Origin of the sequence: Pseudomonas sp. R19M (assembly GCF_050312585.1) — a bacterium.
GTDB classification, from domain to species: domain Bacteria; phylum Pseudomonadota; class Gammaproteobacteria; order Pseudomonadales; family Pseudomonadaceae; genus Aquipseudomonas; species Aquipseudomonas palleroniana.
On sequence record NZ_JBNPJV010000065.1, the window covers coordinates 32,559 to 48,417 of the forward strand.

Annotated in this window: 16 protein-coding genes; 13 read left to right on the top strand and 3 right to left on the bottom strand. The window is 60.4% G+C overall.

The annotated features are described in order from the left end of the window. Genes ACQRBT_RS13915 through ACQRBT_RS13925 form a run of 3 tightly spaced genes read left to right on the top strand, consistent with a single transcriptional unit; the run spans position 1 to position 3,761 of the window. Positions 1 to 1,164, top strand: coding sequence for a ThiF family adenylyltransferase (locus ACQRBT_RS13915; protein ID WP_060754111.1), 1,164 nt, complete (start codon positions 1 to 3; stop codon positions 1,162 to 1,164). After that, positions 1,161 to 2,480, top strand: a complete 1,320-nt coding sequence (locus ACQRBT_RS13920) for an MFS transporter (protein ID WP_060754110.1) — start codon at positions 1,161 to 1,163, stop codon at positions 2,478 to 2,480. Before ACQRBT_RS13915 ends, ACQRBT_RS13920 begins: the two co-directional genes overlap by 4 nt. A gap of 12 nt (positions 2,481 to 2,492) precedes the next feature. Next, the gene (locus ACQRBT_RS13925; RefSeq protein ID WP_158510686.1) at positions 2,493 to 3,761 is read left to right on the top strand and encodes a cupin-like domain-containing protein; all 1,269 of its coding nucleotides are present in this window, start codon (positions 2,493 to 2,495) and stop codon (positions 3,759 to 3,761) included. A gap of 45 nt (positions 3,762 to 3,806) precedes the next feature. Here ACQRBT_RS13925 and ACQRBT_RS13930 read toward each other — a convergent pair whose 3' ends face one another. Both ACQRBT_RS13930 and ACQRBT_RS13935 read right to left on the bottom strand, forming a co-directional pair. After that, positions 3,807 to 4,523, bottom strand: coding sequence for an autoinducer binding domain-containing protein (locus ACQRBT_RS13930; RefSeq protein WP_081086994.1), 717 nt, complete (start codon positions 4,521 to 4,523; stop codon positions 3,807 to 3,809). Between the two features lie 151 nt (positions 4,524 to 4,674). After that, positions 4,675 to 5,052 carry a hypothetical protein gene (locus ACQRBT_RS13935; RefSeq protein WP_060754108.1) on the bottom strand — a complete coding sequence of 126 codons (378 nt, stop codon included), beginning with the start codon at positions 5,050 to 5,052 and terminating at the stop codon, positions 4,675 to 4,677. A gap of 200 nt (positions 5,053 to 5,252) precedes the next feature. Between ACQRBT_RS13935 and ACQRBT_RS13940 the strand changes: the two genes are divergently transcribed. The 3 genes from ACQRBT_RS13940 (at position 5,253) to def (ending at position 7,112) form a co-directional block, all read left to right on the top strand. Continuing rightward, positions 5,253 to 5,438: a CsbD family protein gene (locus ACQRBT_RS13940; RefSeq protein WP_060754107.1), complete on the top strand. Its 186-nt coding sequence runs from the start codon at positions 5,253 to 5,255 to the stop codon at positions 5,436 to 5,438. Between the two features lie 180 nt (positions 5,439 to 5,618). Next, the gene (locus ACQRBT_RS13945; protein WP_060754106.1) at positions 5,619 to 6,569 is read left to right on the top strand and encodes a YihY/virulence factor BrkB family protein; all 951 of its coding nucleotides are present in this window, start codon (positions 5,619 to 5,621) and stop codon (positions 6,567 to 6,569) included. A 3-nt stretch (positions 6,570 to 6,572) separates the two neighbouring features. Next, on the top strand, positions 6,573 to 7,112 hold the full coding sequence (gene def, locus ACQRBT_RS13950; RefSeq protein WP_060754105.1) for a peptide deformylase: 540 nt from the start codon (positions 6,573 to 6,575) through the stop codon (positions 7,110 to 7,112). Positions 7,113 to 7,149: 37 nt separating this feature from the next. Here the strand turns inward: def and ACQRBT_RS13955 are convergent, their stop codons facing one another. Continuing rightward, a complete protein-coding gene (locus tag ACQRBT_RS13955; RefSeq protein WP_412047398.1) occupies positions 7,150 to 7,554 on the bottom strand; it encodes a GNAT family N-acetyltransferase in 405 nt (134 codons plus the stop codon). Between the two features lie 133 nt (positions 7,555 to 7,687). On the opposite strand from ACQRBT_RS13955, the gene ACQRBT_RS13960 reads away from it, so the two are divergent. The 7 genes from ACQRBT_RS13960 to ACQRBT_RS13990 all read left to right on the top strand — a co-directional run bounded on the left by ACQRBT_RS13960 (position 7,688) and on the right by ACQRBT_RS13990 (position 15,858). Further along, entirely contained in the window at positions 7,688 to 8,617 is a 930-nt protein-coding gene (locus tag ACQRBT_RS13960; protein ID WP_412047397.1) for a fatty acid desaturase, read from the top strand. Between the two features lie 9 nt (positions 8,618 to 8,626). Continuing rightward, entirely contained in the window at positions 8,627 to 9,418 is a 792-nt protein-coding gene (locus tag ACQRBT_RS13965; RefSeq protein ID WP_412047396.1) for a phosphate/phosphite/phosphonate ABC transporter substrate-binding protein, read from the top strand. A 108-nt stretch (positions 9,419 to 9,526) separates the two neighbouring features. Beyond that, a complete protein-coding gene (locus ACQRBT_RS13970; RefSeq protein WP_090368967.1) occupies positions 9,527 to 10,036 on the top strand; it encodes a sigma-70 family RNA polymerase sigma factor in 510 nt (169 codons plus the stop codon). Next, positions 10,033 to 10,977, top strand: a complete 945-nt coding sequence (locus ACQRBT_RS13975; protein ID WP_412047395.1) for a FecR domain-containing protein — start codon at positions 10,033 to 10,035, stop codon at positions 10,975 to 10,977. Before ACQRBT_RS13970 ends, ACQRBT_RS13975 begins: the two co-directional genes overlap by 4 nt. 241 nt (positions 10,978 to 11,218) lie before the next feature. After that, positions 11,219 to 13,855: a TonB-dependent receptor domain-containing protein gene (locus ACQRBT_RS13980; RefSeq protein ID WP_412047394.1), complete on the top strand. Its 2,637-nt coding sequence runs from the start codon at positions 11,219 to 11,221 to the stop codon at positions 13,853 to 13,855. A gap of 63 nt (positions 13,856 to 13,918) precedes the next feature. Further along, positions 13,919 to 14,932 (top strand): ABC transporter substrate-binding protein, encoded by a 1,014-nt coding sequence (locus tag ACQRBT_RS13985; protein WP_060754098.1) that lies wholly within the window; start codon positions 13,919 to 13,921, stop codon positions 14,930 to 14,932. Further along, on the top strand, positions 14,932 to 15,858 hold the full coding sequence (locus tag ACQRBT_RS13990; protein WP_412047393.1) for an aliphatic sulfonate ABC transporter substrate-binding protein: 927 nt from the start codon (positions 14,932 to 14,934) through the stop codon (positions 15,856 to 15,858). The genes ACQRBT_RS13985 and ACQRBT_RS13990 overlap by 1 nt, the downstream gene beginning before the upstream one ends. Position 15,859 lies beyond the last annotated feature (1 nt).

Below are 15,859 nucleotides of genomic sequence, written 5' to 3' on the forward strand. Positions count from 1 at the left end.
ATGAACCAAGCACGCTTCAGTCAGGACGAACAGGCTCACTACGCGCGGCATTTCCTGGTCAAGGGCTTTGGCCCCGAAGGCCAGGCGCGGCTCAAGGCTGGCAAGGTGCTGGTGGTGGGCGCGGGTGGGCTTGGCTGCCCGGCGTTGATGTACCTGGCGGCCGCGGGTGTCGGCCATCTCGGCATCGTGGAAGATGACACCGTAGACGTCAGCAACTTGCATCGGCAGTTGTTGTTCGGCGTCGGCGATATCGGCGCGCCCAAAGGGGCCGTCGCTCGACAGAAGCTTCTCGATAACAACCCGCACATCGACATCCGCCACTACGCCGAGCGGCTCAGCCAAAGCAACGTGTTGGCCTACGTGCAAGACTACGACGTGATTGTCGATGCCACGGATAACTTCACCACCAAGTATCTGCTCAACGATGCTTGCTACCTTGCCGGCAAACCCCTGGTTTATGCCTCCATCAGCCAGTTCGAGGGGCAGGTCGGGGTGTTCAACCTGCTGGATGCCGAGGGTCGACGCTCAACCAACCTGCGCGATATTTTCCCCGAGCCACCTCCGGCCGGCCTGGCACAAAATTGCGGCGAGGCGGGTGTGTTGGGGGTTCTGCCGGGCATTCTCGGCTCAATCCAGGCACTGGAGGCAATCAAAATTCTGGCCGAGGTGGGCGAGCCTTCAGCCAACCGCTTGATGTTGTTCGATGCGTTGGGCCTGCATTTGCGCCAAGTCTCGGTGCGTCATCGGGCGAGCAACCCCTTGAGCGGCGAGCGACCACTGATCCACCAGCCCCAGGCCATCGAAGCCAGCTGCGCGGTGGCCGTCGGCGAGCGGTATGCCATTTCTGCCCTGGCACTGGAGCAACGGCTGCGCAGTGACGTTCCTTTGCAATTGATCGATGTGCGAGACGAGCACGAGCACCTGGCGCTTTCCCTGGGAGGCATCAACATTCCCTTGAGCCAGTTCTCACAGCGCCTGACTCAGGCGGAGCCGGCCATCGAAACGGTGATCTATTGCAAGAGTGGTGTGCGCAGTATGAAAGCGCTGCACGCCCTCAACGCCATCGTTGGTGACGGGCAATGCCGCAGTTTGACCGGTGGGCTGGATGCCTACATGGCTGCCGGTTGCCGGGAGCGCTTGAGCCGTGATGGGGCGGTGCAATGAGCGGTTCGTCCCTCAATGGCTTGGGGCGCGATTTCTATTTGATCCAATGGGCTGCGTTCCTCAACGCGGTGGGCACCCGTTGTGGGCAGTTTGCGATCGCCTGGTGGGTGCTGGGCAAGACCGCGAACCCGCTCACTTTTGCAGGCTTTGTCGCGGTTGCCACGCTCGCGGATGTGTTGTCGCGCGCTTTGTTTGGCTGGCTGGGCGATCAATATGATCGCCATCGCCTGCTGGTTGGCTGTTATGCCATCAGCACTGCAACCACGCTGGTACTGGCGGCTCTCGGTACGTTGGACCTGTATCTGCCGTGGTTGATCGCGGGTTGCCTGGCCATCTCCGGCGTGGCCATCGGTATCCGTGATCCGATCCAGATGAGCCTGACCCCCGCATTGGTCGCCACTCACAGGGTCAGCGATGCAGTGCGCCTGAGAAGCATCGTCGGCTCATCGTCTGCATTGATGGGGCCACTGGCCGCCGGCATTTTGCTGGGGCCGCTGGGCGTGCTGGGTACCCTCTGGCTCAATGCGATGGCGGTGCTGGTGGCGCTGGTGTTGATCGTCATGGTCAGGGCGCCTGTTGCCAGCCAAGTGCCCGGTGCGCACCAGCTTTCTTATCTGGCTGCCTGGTACTCGCGCACCCGTGAAGGCTTTACCGCCCTGTATCGGGTCAAGCCGGAGTGGAACCTGAGCCTGCTGGCTTTCGTCGTCAACTTTTCGTTGTACCCGCTCTTTGCGGTGCTGTTTCCGGTATTGATCAACCGGTATTTCCCCCAGGACCTGTGGCTTATCGCTGTGACGGAAGGGGCTTTTGCAGTGGGGTTGCTGATCGGCAGCCTGTTTCTGGTCAAGCGTGCCAACGGACGCTGGGGCCGGCCCAACGTGGTGTTTGCCGGGTTCCTGCTGGTCGGGCTGGCGATGCTGGGCTGCGGGCTTTTCAGCCAGTTCTTTCACGCCCGGCCCGGTTGGTTCGCCAGCGTTACCGTGCCCTTGCTGTTCATGGGCGGAGTCGGCCTGGTCATGGTCACGGTCAACACGTCAACGGTACGCATGCTGGCCACGCCTGATAACTACCGCAACCGGATCGGCTCGGCAACATCGTTTGTTTCCGGCCTGGTCATTCCCTTTGGTGCGCTGGTCGGCGGGGCGTTCTCGGGTGTGCTGGGTGTGAGCTACGCCATGGCGGCCCTGGGTTTGCTCATCATCCTGGCCGTTGTCCCGTGCATGTTCAGTGCAGTGCTGGTGCGTGTGCTGGGCCTGAGCGATGACCAGATCAAAAACGTCTACAAGGATTTTTACCCTGATGCTTTCCCGGATTGAAGGTGACGAATGATGACTGCCACGACTCGCGCACATTTTTGCGACGCTAAGAATACGCCGACGGTACCGGCTGCTTTCTGGGAGCACTTCGTCAGTCTCTCCCAAGACAAAACGCAACCGGTGGTGATTGAGCAGGGCGCCCTGATCGAGCCGCTCCTGAGCCTTGAAGACGTTTTTGAACTGGCCCGGAATGTTGTCGAGTCAGGCGACATGACCGTCAACGCGGACGGCCAAATGCTCAAGCAACCGTCTGTGCCCGGGTTTCCCCAGGCATTTGACGGGTTCGAGCAGTTCGTCCGGGATTTTGCCGCACTCAATGACGCCGAGGGCATTACCTTCACCCGCGACTACTGCCTGAAGCATTCCAGTACCGTGGCCAAGAAGTTACGCGCATTCACCCACGGTTACATCGAGCGATACGGTATGCCTTATCCCGGGGCTAATGCGGTATTTATCGGCGGGCGCTACCGCTCCACCTGGATCGGCCTGCATAACGATTCGTGCGATACCTTTCTGCTTCCGTTGTATGGCCGCAAACGCATGATGATCTGGCCGCCGGCGTATTTCGACGAGATGGCCCTGGAAAGAAAGTCTGCGCTCAATGGGGTGTGCTTCGGGCACATCGATGTCAGCCCCTACGCTGCCGATGCGACTATTTATGAAGTAGAGGCTGGTGAGATTTTCTTCATCCCGGCCGGTTGGTGGCACTACAACAAGCTGGAGGCGCTGGAGACAACCCTCACCGTGTCGGTGGGTATGTTCAGTCACGGTACGGCGCAGGGTTTCTGTGAAAACCCGATCAAAGCCGCGATGGCATCCAACGCCGCCAGTACGCAGACGGGCGCTATCGCCCCTGTGCCGGCGGGCGTGTTCGGGTCGTTGGCCGACGTAGAGCTGCCGGCGCCGGTAGCACAGTTTATCGACACGATCCGGGACAACAGCAAAATCCAGATGCTGCTCAAGTTGTCCGCCAACGGCATTATTCGTGACCGCGCCTTGGGGCGCTCGGCGGATGTGGATTTTTCGCAAGCGGCGATTCAGGCAAGAGCCGATAGCCCGTTGTACCTCCTGGTCCTGAATGAACAGGCAGGGTTGCTGTTTGCGGCGGGGGCGATGCTGCGAGTGCAGCAGTTAAGCACCGTGCGTGCCCTGATCAGTGCCTTGCAGCGTGGGGGGGCTGTGGTGTTGGGCGAAGTGCTGGCGGTGCCGGCTGATACTGATGAGGTGCTCGCCGTGGTGCGTTGGCTGTACGACCAGGCCGCTATCGATACGTTTGTGTGAGAGGTGCGCTGGCGTAGCTGCCGACGGCAGCTGCGCCGCCATACCTTAGATGTGGCCTTGGGCTACAGCATAGGTGACCGCTTGAACCCGATTGCAGGCACCGATCTTCTTTTGGATGTTGCGAAGGTGGAAGTTCACCGCGTCGGCGGTCACGTTTAATATGCGACCAATTTCTTCAGAGGTCTTTCCATCAGCGGTCCACCGCAATACTTCTTTCTCTTTTTGTCCGAACTCGATATCCAGCGTACTGGTCAGTGCATCTTCCAATTCGAAGATATGGTAACCCGCCGTTTCGGAGAAGGCTTTTATCAACGGCTTGAGCGTTTCCCACTCTGCCTCTTCGATAGCATTATCTTTTCTGGCCAGGGAAAGTAGTGCGATATACCCGCGGGCATTGAAAGAGGGTTGGGCAAGTCCGATGTTTAGCTCAAAGGCCCGGGCATCTTTCCACAGTTGGGGGCACTCTTCAAAAAAATCTGTGCTCCAGAGCACAGGTTCGGAAGAGACTTTGCAATGGCGTATTGTCGGATCAATGACTGCATAGTTCTGTTCTTTATATCGATCCAGCCAAGCGCGGGGGTAATTGCCGAATATATGAATCTTGGGGCGCGTGAAAGGTGTGGTTTCACACACTGCGTAGGAGAAAAAGTCAAACCCGATGGTGTGGCTGAATAAGGTGGCTGATTCAATAAAACGGGTAAGGGTTGGAGGTGTTTGGCTGTGCTGACTGAGTTGTCTTATCCATGACAAATACCGCTCCATATACGTGTACCTCCATTTTCAAAAAAAATGCAGGGCTCTATATTTACATTTTGAAATATATATAGGCAAGAAGAACTTGCGACTGCGTTAATACAGTCGCGAGATCACTTCAGATATTCATTAGTTGCGTACGATTAATGGCGCGAAGCCATTACTGGGCGAACTCGGCAAAGCTGATACCCGCACCCGCCGGGCGTACGTCCTTGAGGAACGAATCTTTGTCGGCGCTCAGCTCAAGGGTGATCTCCGGCTTGCGCTTGCCGGCGTTGCGCACCACCAGCCCTTCGAGATTTTCGCGCAGGAATACCGTCGGCACCTTCAGGTGCAGCAACTGGTCGCTCTCGGCGTTGTGCATCAGCAGGTGAATCCACTCGTACTGGCCCACGGCAATGCGGCCTACCGGCAGGTCGAACCACCAGATGTTGCGCTTGCGGTCCAGGTCGGTGAAGTGGCAGTTGTTGACGCCGAGTACGGCACCGCCCAGTTCGGTGTTTCGGCGGGCGATGGCCTGTGCTTTATTGAGTTTCATAACCTTCCTACGGGATCTGTTATTCAGCGTTATAGCCTGAATGTGCCGGGCATTCTCAGGGGTTGGCCGCAAAACATAAAGCCAAACCTGCCGCTTTCGATGAAATGCGCACCGAAAAAATAATTGAAACTCTGCCGTACCGCTTCGGGTCCATCTTCTTGCAATGCCCAAAACACCTGATTGTTCTTCGGAGAGATACCATGAGCAGTACATCGGACAAGGCAAAAGGTTTGAAAGACGAGCTCGTCGGCAACATCAAGCAAGGCGTCGGCAAGGTCACTGGCAACGATAAACTGCGCGCCGAAGGCGTCGTGCAGGAAAAGAAAGGCCAGGTCGAAAAGGCAGTCGGTGATACCAAGGATGCGGTGAAAAAAGCGACCAAGTAGTCTTGAGTCGCAGGCTGGTTTTGCGCAGCTCGACGGCCATCTACGGATGGCCGTTTTTGTGTCATGTGCTGCGGTTAAAGTTTCGAAATTGTTTCAAGGTCGCCAAATGGGCTACCTTGATGTAGAAAACGGCCCCTGAGTCGCCCACGAACTCAACCTTTTGCGGCGAAAGGAGACGCTATGATTTTTCCGGTACTGAACGGTCTCAAGCTCCATAAAGTGCTGGTGCGCACCGTCACGGAATTCGTCGATGACGAAATGCCCACCTACGCCTCGGCACTGGCCTACCAGATGCTGTTTTCGTTGTTCCCCTTCCTGCTGTTCCTGATCGCCCTGATTGGTTTCCTGCACCTGCCGGACTTTTTCAGTTGGCTGCGCCTGCAGTCGGAACTGGTGTTGCCGCCGCAGGCGCTGGAGCAAGTCAACCCGGTGATCGACCAGTTGCAGCAGTCCAAGGGTGGCTTGCTCTCGGTGGGTATCGTGATCGCCTTGTGGACCGCCTCCGCCGGTGTGCGCCTGATGATGAGCGCGATGAACGCCGCCTACGATGTCGTTGAAGGCCGGCCGATCTGGAAGCGTTTTCCCCTGTCGGTTTTCTACACCATCGGTATCGCCGGCATGCTCCTCGCCGCTGCCGCGTTGATGGTACTGGGCCCGCAAGTGATGGAATGGCTCGCCGGGCAGATCGGCATGGAAGAGTTCGTGGTCACCCTGTGGACCATCCTGCGTTGGCCGGTGATCGTGATCCTGTTGATGTTCGCCGTGGCCCTCATGTACTACGTGATGCCCGATGTGCAGCAGAAATTCCGCTTCATCACTCCGGGCTCGGTGCTGGCCGTGGTGGTGTGGATCGTCGCTTCCCTGGGCTTCGGCTATTACGTGAAAACCTTCGCCGACTACAACGCCATGTACGGCAGTATCGGTGCGATTATCGTGCTGCTTTTGTACTTCTACATTTCTGCCGCCGTGTTGTTGCTGGGGGCGGAGATGAACGCGGTGATCGAGCACATGTCGGCCGAAGGCAAGGACCCTGGCGAAAAGCAGTTCGACGAACCCGCCGGCACGGATGAAAAACGTCACGTCTCAGGCCTGGGCCGGGACCATTCCAAACCCACTACCGACGAAGTCTGATCGATGATCCGTGAAATCCTGAAAATGGGCGACGAGCGCCTGCTGCGTATCGCGCCACCGGTGCCACCGGAAATGTTCGACAGCCCCGAGCTGTGGCAACTGATCGACGACATGTTCCAGACCATGGAACACGTCGGCGGTGTCGGCCTTGCCGCGCCGCAGATTGGTGTCGACCTGCAACTGGTGATCTTTGGTTTCGAGGCCAGTGAACGCTACCCGGACGCGCCGCCGGTACCCCAGACCATCCTGATCAACCCGTTGATCACGCCGCTCAGCCCGGTGCTGGAAGAGGGTTATGAGGGCTGCCTGTCGGTGCCAGGCTTGCGGGGCGCGGTGAACCGTTACCAACAGATTCGCTACGAAGGTTTCGACCCCAAGGGCGAGCCGATTGTGCGGTTTGCCGATGGGTTCCACGCGCGGGTGGTGCAGCACGAATGCGACCACCTGATCGGCCGGTTGTACCCGTCGCGGATTACCGACTTCAGCAAATTCGGCTTTATCGAGGTGATGTTTCCCGATATGGACCCCGCCGCCGACGACTGACGGCCTGATACAAGACCGGGGACGCACCGATCACGCATCACCCACGATCCAAGCCCATCGCGATCATCGGCTTGTTGCGCTTGTAGCGCACCAGCCGTTCGCTGAGGGACTGCGGCAGCAGTGTGTCCTGGGTGAAGCCCATGCGTTGGTACAGGCCTTCCAGGTCCGGATGACACAGCAACCACACGCTGCCTTCGCACGCTGCCACCGCTTCGAGAATCAGTTTCGTGGCCAACCCCTGGCCACGATACGCCGGGTCTACGAACACGCCGGTCAGCCACTGCCCGCCGGCCATCGGCGTCAGGCATAGACCGGCAACGATTTCGCTGTCCCGCGCCACCCATAGACGCCCGCCCTTGAGCGCCTTCATCGACGAATTGTGGCTGCGATAAAACTTGTTCAGCAGCGGCCACAGGGGTTCTGCGAGCAATTGGATAAGCATGTTCAAACCAGTGAGAGGGCGAGGGCGGCGATTGTAGCGCTTGATGCGTTTGCTTCTAAGCTCAGCACCCAATGATCTGCAAGATTTTTGCGGCTCATTGCACAGAGCAGGAAACACCTGCTCCGAGCTGCCTATGGCCCATTACCTTGATCCGACCCAACGCCGGGAAATCGAAGCCCTGGCCAACACCTTCACCGTCAGAACCGAATGGCCGACCTGGCTGTTGTTGATCGGCGTGTACGCTGGATGGTTCGTTGTGATGTTCGGCAGCCACTGGCTGGGCCGGTGGTTGAGTACGCTGTTGCTGATTCCGCTCGTGACGCTGTGGCTATCGGTGCAACATGAACTGCTTCATGGCCACCCCACCCGATCGCCGCTGTTCAATAAGATTCTCGGCTACGCGCCGTTTGCCGTGTGGTATCCCTATACGCTGTATCGCGACAGCCATCTGCTGCACCACAACGATGAAGACCTGACCTTGCCCGGCATCGACCCGGAAAGCCGCTACCTCACCCAGCGGCAATGGGACAACAGTGTGCTATTGGAACGTGGCGTGCATTGGCTGACCAAGACCGTGCTCGGCCGCTTTCTGCTGGCGGCGCCCTTGACGATTGGCCGGCTGGCCCGTCACGAGTTCCAACGCCTGCCCCAGGTCTGGCCCATGTGGCTGGCCCACGGCGGCGTTACCGTGCTGATGCTGAGTTTTATCGCCCACTACAGCGCGCTGTCGGTGTGGCACTACCTGCTGCTGGTCAGTGTGCCAGCCTTGTCCCTGGCCTCGATCCGTTCCTACTATGAACACCGCCCGCATCCGCAACCGGAGCAGCGCACCGTCCTCAACGAAGCGTCCTGGCCGTGGACCTGGCTGTTCCTCAACAACAACCTGCACCAGGTGCATCACGACTTGCCGAAACTGCCCTGGTACTTGCTGCCCACGGTCTACCGTGCGCGGCGTGATCAATGGGTGGCCCGCAGCGGTGGTTTCCTGGTGCAAGGCTACGGTGAGTTGATCAGCCGCCATGGCCTCAAGGCCATCGATAGCCCCCGGCACCCTTTTGCGTGAGAGATGACGATGAGTGAGCACTATGCCGAACTGCGGATGTATGTCGCGCCCGAGGCGATCCGGCAGGCCAATGACCAGTGGCTGACGCGCATCTTCGAGCACCTGGCGCTGCGTCGTCTCAACGCCGACCACCTTGACTTGCCTGGCGTATGGCTCGCGCCCCAGTTGCTGATGGCGCAAACCTGCGGCTATCCGTTGATGACCCAACTGCGTGGCCAGGTCCGAGTGATCGGCCGCCCCCGCTATGAGCTGCCCCACAGCAGTGGCGGCGAACATTGCAGCCTGCTACTGACCCGCGATGATAACCCTCGCCACACCCTGGCGGATTTCTACAACAGCCGCGGTGTGATCAACGGCCACGACTCCAACAGCGGCATGAACCTGCTGCGTGAGCGCCTGGCACCGTTGCAACGCGATGGGCGTTTCTTCGCCGTTGTCTACATCAGTGGTGCCCACCGCGAGAGCCTGCGCTGGCTGCGGGAAGACCGCGCCGACCTTGCCGCCATCGACAGTGTCACCTACGACTACCTGGCTCGATTCTCACCGCAGGAAGTGGCAGGGCTTCGTATCGTCGCGCACAGCGCGCCGAGCCCGACCCTGCCCTATATCGGCGCGTGGGGCTTGCAGGATGCGCAGGTCACGGCAATACGCCTGGCGATGAATCAGGCGCTGGAAGATTTGCCGCAGGTCGCTGAAACCTTGGGCGTGCAGGAAGTGCTTGCGGCCAGCGAGGACGACTACAGGGTGCTGCTGGACTACCAGCGACAGGCCATTGCCAGTGGCTATGCGGATCTAAGATAAGGTTATATAAAAATACTTTTTAAGTATTATTAAAGAATAAGCAGCCTTGCTAGGATCGTTTCACCGGAACACCGGACATAACGTGCAACCTACTCAGATGGAGCCACTATGTCCGGCGCCGACACTTCTCACAGCGATTACGTGGGCGGGTTATTCCGCAGTCATTACGCCTGGCTGTGCGGCCGCTTGCACCGTCACCTCGATTCCCGCGCACATGCCGAAGACATCGCCGCCGATACTTTTGTCCAGCTCCTGAGTGCGCCGGGTGTGGTACCCATCCGCCAGCCTCGCGCCTTGCTCACCACCATTGCCCAGCGCCTGGTGTATCAGTTGTGGCGCCGCCGTGATCTGGAGCGTGCCTACCTCAGTGCACTCGATAACGACGAAGCTTCAACTGCGCCGTCTGCACAAGAGCTGGCGCAAATGCTTGAGGCGCTGCAAGCCATTGACCAGCTGCTCGACGGCTTGCCGGCCAAGGTCAAGGCGACCTTCCTGCTGTCCCAGCTCAATGGCCTGACTTACCCGGAAATCGCCGCCGAGCTGGGGATTTCCCAGCGCTCGGTCAGCGACTACATGAACCGTGCCTTCAACCGTTGCCTGCGGCTGTGCCTGGAATGAACGACGAATTGATCGACAGCGCCGCACGCTGGCACGTGCTGCTGCGTTCCGGCCAGGCTACGGCGGGCGACTGGCAGCGCTACGCACAATGGCGTGCCGCCGACCCGCGCCACGACGCGCTGTGTAAACAGTTGGAAGCACGCCTTGGCGTGTTCCAGGTGCCCCTGGCGCAGGGGGTGAGTGGCCAGGTGTTGCAGCAGGCGTTGGACGCACCGTCCAGCCGTCGCCAGGTGTTGCAGGTTGCGCTGGCAGGCGCCGGTGTCGCGCTCGGCGCTGCGTGGTTGGCCAAGCCGCTGGGTTTGCCGTTGATGGAACTCACGGCGGATATCCGCACCGGCACCGGCGAGCGCCGCACGGTGACGCTGGAGGATGGCAGCGAGTTATTGCTCAATGCGCAAAGTACGGCGGATATCCAGTTCGACCCGCAACGGCGGCTTGTGCGCCTGCGCGAAGGCGAGTTACTGGCCAAGGTCGCCAGCGACCGCATTCGGCCCTTTCTGATCTACACCGACCAGGCGCGTCTGCGCGCCCACGGCAACCGCTTCCTGGTGCGCGAGCGTGAAGGGCAGGGCCAAGTCGTCGCCCTGAACGGTGCGGTACAAATCGACGGCCAGAACGGTGAGCGCCTGCAACTCGCTGCCGGCCATGAGGTGCGCTACGACCGCGCAGGCTTCGGACCGGTGCAGGCCAGTTCCACCGGAGCCACCGCCTGGGTCGATGGCTTCCTGCAAGTGCGTGACCGCCCGCTGGCCGACGTCATCGACGCACTGCGCCCCTATCACAACGGCGTGCTGCGCCTGGATCCCGCCGTGGCGGGTCTACGTGTCAGTGGCCTATACCGTCTGGACAACCCCCAGCAAATACTCGACACCCTGGCGCAGACCTTGCCGATCCATATCACCCGCCGCACCGGTTTGTGGGTGACCGTCAGTGCTGCGTGATGGCGCTGATGTGGGAGGGGGCTTGCTCCCGATTGCGGAGTGTCAGCCAATGCACTTGGCACTGATACACCGGTATCGGGAGCAAGCCCCCTCCCACAGGGGTTGTGTCTGCGCTTCGGGATCCAGTGTGGGTTCTAAAGACATAACCAAACGATCTGCAAGGTTTCCCCACGCCGTTGCACATCACTGGCGTAAGCGCTGCGGGGAGCAGCGTTCTCGCGTTTCCTTGGGGGGAGCCAAAGTGAGTCAGTTCAACCGTGTGCCGCTTAGAACCTTTGCCCTGGTGCCATTGGCCAGTCTGTTTTTCTCGTTTACCGCCAGCGCCGAAGAGGCGCGTCAGGTCTACCACATCGCACCTGGCCCGCTGGATGAAGTGCTGCTCAACATCAGCCGCCAAAGCGGCCAGGTGATCTCGTTCACGCCGCAACTGGGCAACTATTCTTCGGCCCGCGTGGACGGTTCGCTGTCGGCGCAACAGGCGGTGGACGCCGCGCTCAAGGGCACCGGCCTGCAAGTCCAGGTCAGCCCGGACGGTGCGTTCATCATCAAGGAGGGCGCGAGCACAAACGCCACCAGCAATGCCAAGGTGCAAACCACTGCAGCGCAAGCGCCGACCCTGGACCGCGTGGTCGCCATCGGCACCCGCCGCAGTGACGCCACTGCACTCACCAGCGCGGCCCCGGTGGACGTGATCAACGCCGAAGAACTCAAGCAGACCGGCGCCATCAGCCTCAACCAGGCACTCTTTCAACTGCTGCCGTCGTTCAACTTCCCGCAGAACCAGAGCGCCACCCGTGGGCAGAACCCCAAGGGTGCGTCCCTGCGCGGCCTGGCGCCGGACCAGACGTTGGTGCTGATCAACGGCAAGCGCCGGCATGCCTCGGCGGTGGTGAACATCTCCGGTGGCGTGCCGTTCATTGGCGCGCAGCCGGTGGACTTGGACATGATCCCTATCAGCAGCATCGACCATGTCGAAGTGCTGCGTGATGGCGCCTCGGCTCAATATGGTTCGGATGCGGTGGCCGGCGTGATCAACATTGTGCTCAAGGAACGTGACAGCGGCGGCCAGGTGAACACCCAGCTGGGCAAATATGCGCAGGGCGACGGTTTCAGCAAAAGCACGGACGGCTGGTACGGCCTGGGCTTGCCGGGGGACGGTTTCCTGACCTTGAGTTTCAACACCCTTAACAACAAACCCACCGACATTGGCGATCAGTATGTAGCCAACGGCCAGGTGCAAGACCCCCGCTGGGGCGGCGCCGGGCGCGATAAATTCAACCTGGCGGCCAACGCCGAGATTGGCCTGAACGACCAGTGGCGCCTCTACAGCTTCGCCACTTTCGGCCAGGACAAGTCGGTGAACAACACGCCGCCATTGCTGGCCAATAACCCGAACAACGTGCCGGGCATCTACCCCAACGGCACCATTCCCAAGTACCGCTATCGCTACGAAGACGGCGCAGTCACCGTCGGTACCCGCTTTGAGGACGAGACCCTGGGTCGCTTCGATCTCAGTGCCACCTACGGTCGCGACAAACACGATGAGTTGGCCTTCAACACCGTCAACCCCAGCTATGGTCTGAACAGCCCGACCAAATTCGACGTGGCCACGCTGGTCAATGACCAGACCAATATCGGCCTGGATTACGCCAAGGATCTGGACGTCAATTGGTCGAGCCATCCTCTGACAGTCTCGGCAGGTATTGCCTACCGTCATGAGCAATATCGTCTGGAGGAGGGCGACTATGAGTCCTACTCGTTTGGCGGCATCAACGGCGTGCAGGTGGGGGCGGTACAAGCCTCTGGCCTGACACCGGACGACGCCGGCACCTACAAGCGTGATGTGGGCGGCGTGTATTTCGGTCTTGAGCATCAGCTCACCGACAAATTCCAGGTAGGCATCGCCGGGCGTACCGAGCACTACTCGGACTTCGGCTCGGCCACCACCGGCAAGCTTTCGGCGCGTTATGACTTCACCCCGCAAGTGGGCCTGCGCGCCACGGTGAACAACTCGTTCCGCGCACCGACCCTGGGCCAGATCGGCACCTCGTGGACCACCACCACCAACGTCGACATCAACGGCAACCCGGTCCTCACGCGCATGCTGCCCGCCGACAACCCGGCCGCCCGTGCCCTGGGCGCCGAGCCGCTCAAGCCTGAAAAGTCCACCAACTACTCCTTGGGCCTGGTGCTGCGTCCGATCGAACAAGCCTCGCTGACCATCGACGCCTATCAGATCTCGATTCGTGACCGTCTGCTCTACAGCGGGGGGATTTCCGGCCCACGGGCCGAGCAGATTCTGCAACAGGCAGGCTTTGGCCAATACACCTGGGCGCAGTTCATGACCAACGCGGCCAACACGCGCACGCGCGGAGTAGACATCGTCGGCAAGTACAACCTGGACCTGGCGCAATACGGCGCGCTGAGCCTGTCGGCCGGTTACACCCAGTCACGCACCACGATCGAGAAGGTCCACGAGAACCCCAACGGTTTCGACGTTCTCACCCGTGAAGCCCGTGGTTTCCTGGAGCACGGCTACCCGCAAGACAAGTGGGTGTTGGGCGCGACCCACCGCATCGGCGCGTGGACCATCGCCCTCAGCGAAACCCGCTACGGCGAGTACCGTAAATACGCCGCCAGCGAAGCCAACGCGCAATACGACCAGACCTTCGCCGCGCAATGGACCACCGACCTGGACGTGAACTACGCCTTCACCAAGCAACTGCGTGTGTCCGTCGGCGCCAACAACCTGTTCGACAGCAAACCCGATGACTTCAACACTCGCCTGCGCCAGACCCCTGGCCAGCAATACAGCTACCTGTCGCCGTCGGCGCCGGAAGGGGCGTTCTACTACACGCGGCTCAGTTATGACTTTTAACCGATCTCCAATCCCACATTGGGTTCTCTGTGTTCTGAAAAATGATTCACCACGAGGTTGTGCATGAAAAGACTTAAAACGCTGCTCGGTGGTTCGCTGCTGGCACTGGCCGTTTTATCGCAGCCGGCCATGGCCGCCGAGGCTGTCAAACCCATTCACTTCGGTGACATCACCTGGGAAAGCGGCAGCCTGATCACCGAGGTGCTGCGCCTGATCGTCGAGAAAGGCTACGGCTTGCCCACCGACACCTTGCCGGGCAGCACCGTCAGCCTGGAAGCCGCCCTGGCCAAGGATGATATCCAGGTGATCGGCGAAGAGTGGGCCGGACGCAGCCCGGCGTGGGTCAAGGCAGAAAGCGAAGGCAAAGTATTCGGCCTCGGCGACACCGTAAAAGGCGCCACCGAAGGCTGGTGGGTACCGGAGTTCGTGATCAAGGGCGATGCCGAGCGGGGCATCAAACCCCTGGCGCCGGACCTGAAATCGGTGGCCGACCTGCCGCGTTACAAGGACGTGTTCCGCGACCCCGAAGACCCAAGCCGTGGGCGATTCCTCAACAGCCCCACCGGCTGGACCTCGGAGATCGTCAACAGCCAGAAGCTCAAGGCCTACAAGCTCACCGACAGCTTCGTCAACTTCCGCACCGGCTCCGGTGCGGCGCTGGATGCCGAAGTCGCGTCATCGATCCGTCGTGGCAAGCCGGTGTTGTTCTATTACTGGTCGCCCACGCCGCTGCTGGGCCGTTTCAAGCTGGTCAAGCTGGAAGAGCCGCCCTTCAACGCCGAGGCCTGGAAAACCCTGTCCGACGCGAAAAACCCCAACCCCATCGGCACCCGCTCGATGCCGGCTCGCCTGGCAATCGGCGTTTCGGCACCGTTCAAGGCGCAGTACCCGCAATTGGTCAGCGTGTTTGAAAAGGTCGACCTGCCGATTGACCTGCTCAACAGTGTGCTCGGCGAAATGAGCGAGAAACGCACACCGCCACGCCAGGTGGCTGAGGCGTTCCTTAAAGACCATCCGCAGGTCTGGCAGCCATGGGTTCCGGCGGCTGTGGCGACCAAAATCAAGGAGGCACTCTAATGCTTAAAGTCTTCACGGCGGTGGTTCTTTCCCTGCTGGCCGGCCAAGTGTCGGCGGCCGATCCCGCCACCTTGCGTATCGGTTACCAGAAAAGCTCGGTGAGCATGGTGCTGGCCCGCGAACACAAACTCTTCGAAGAAGCGCTGCCCGGCACCCAGGTGCAGTGGATTGAATTCCTCGGCGGCCCTCCCTTGATCGAAGCGCTGAACGGCGGCAGCCTGGACATCGGAAACATTGGCGACATCCCGCCGATCTTCGCCCAGGCGGCCGGCATCGACTTGCAGTACTTTGCCGTAGAGCCCAACGAGGGCAAGACCGAAGCGGTGCTGGTGCCCAAAGCCAGCAGCGTGCAGAACGTGGCGCAGCTCAAGGGCAAGCGTGTAGCGCTGCTCAAGGGCTCCAGCGCCCACAACCTGTTCCTCAAAAGCCTGCTGCGTGCGGGTTTGCAATGGAAGGACGTGAATGTGGTGTACCTGTCTCCATCGGACGGGCGTGCTGCGTTCGAGCAGGGCAAGGTCGACGCGTGGGTGGTGTGGGACCCGTACTATTCCGCTGCGGTAATCGACGGCAGCGCCCGCGTGCTGGGTGACGGTCAGGGCCTCAATCCTGCGGGCAGTTTCTTCGTGGTCAGTAGCCCGTTTGCCAGGCAGTACCCGCAGTCCATCGGGGCGATCATCAAGACGCTGGCCAAGGCGCAGCGCCTGTCCCTCGACCAGCCCGAGCAAAGTATCGCGTTGATGGCCAAGACCTTGGGCCTGCAACCGGCGGTGGTCAAAAGCTACTTCGAACACCGCTCGTCCGCGCCGATTCGTCCGCTGCAAGCCGTCGACATCGGCAACCAGCAACGCACTGCCGACCTGTTCCTTGCCAACGGCCTGATCCCGAAGAAGGTCGATGTGCAGCAAGCCGTGTTCAAGGCGCCCTGAT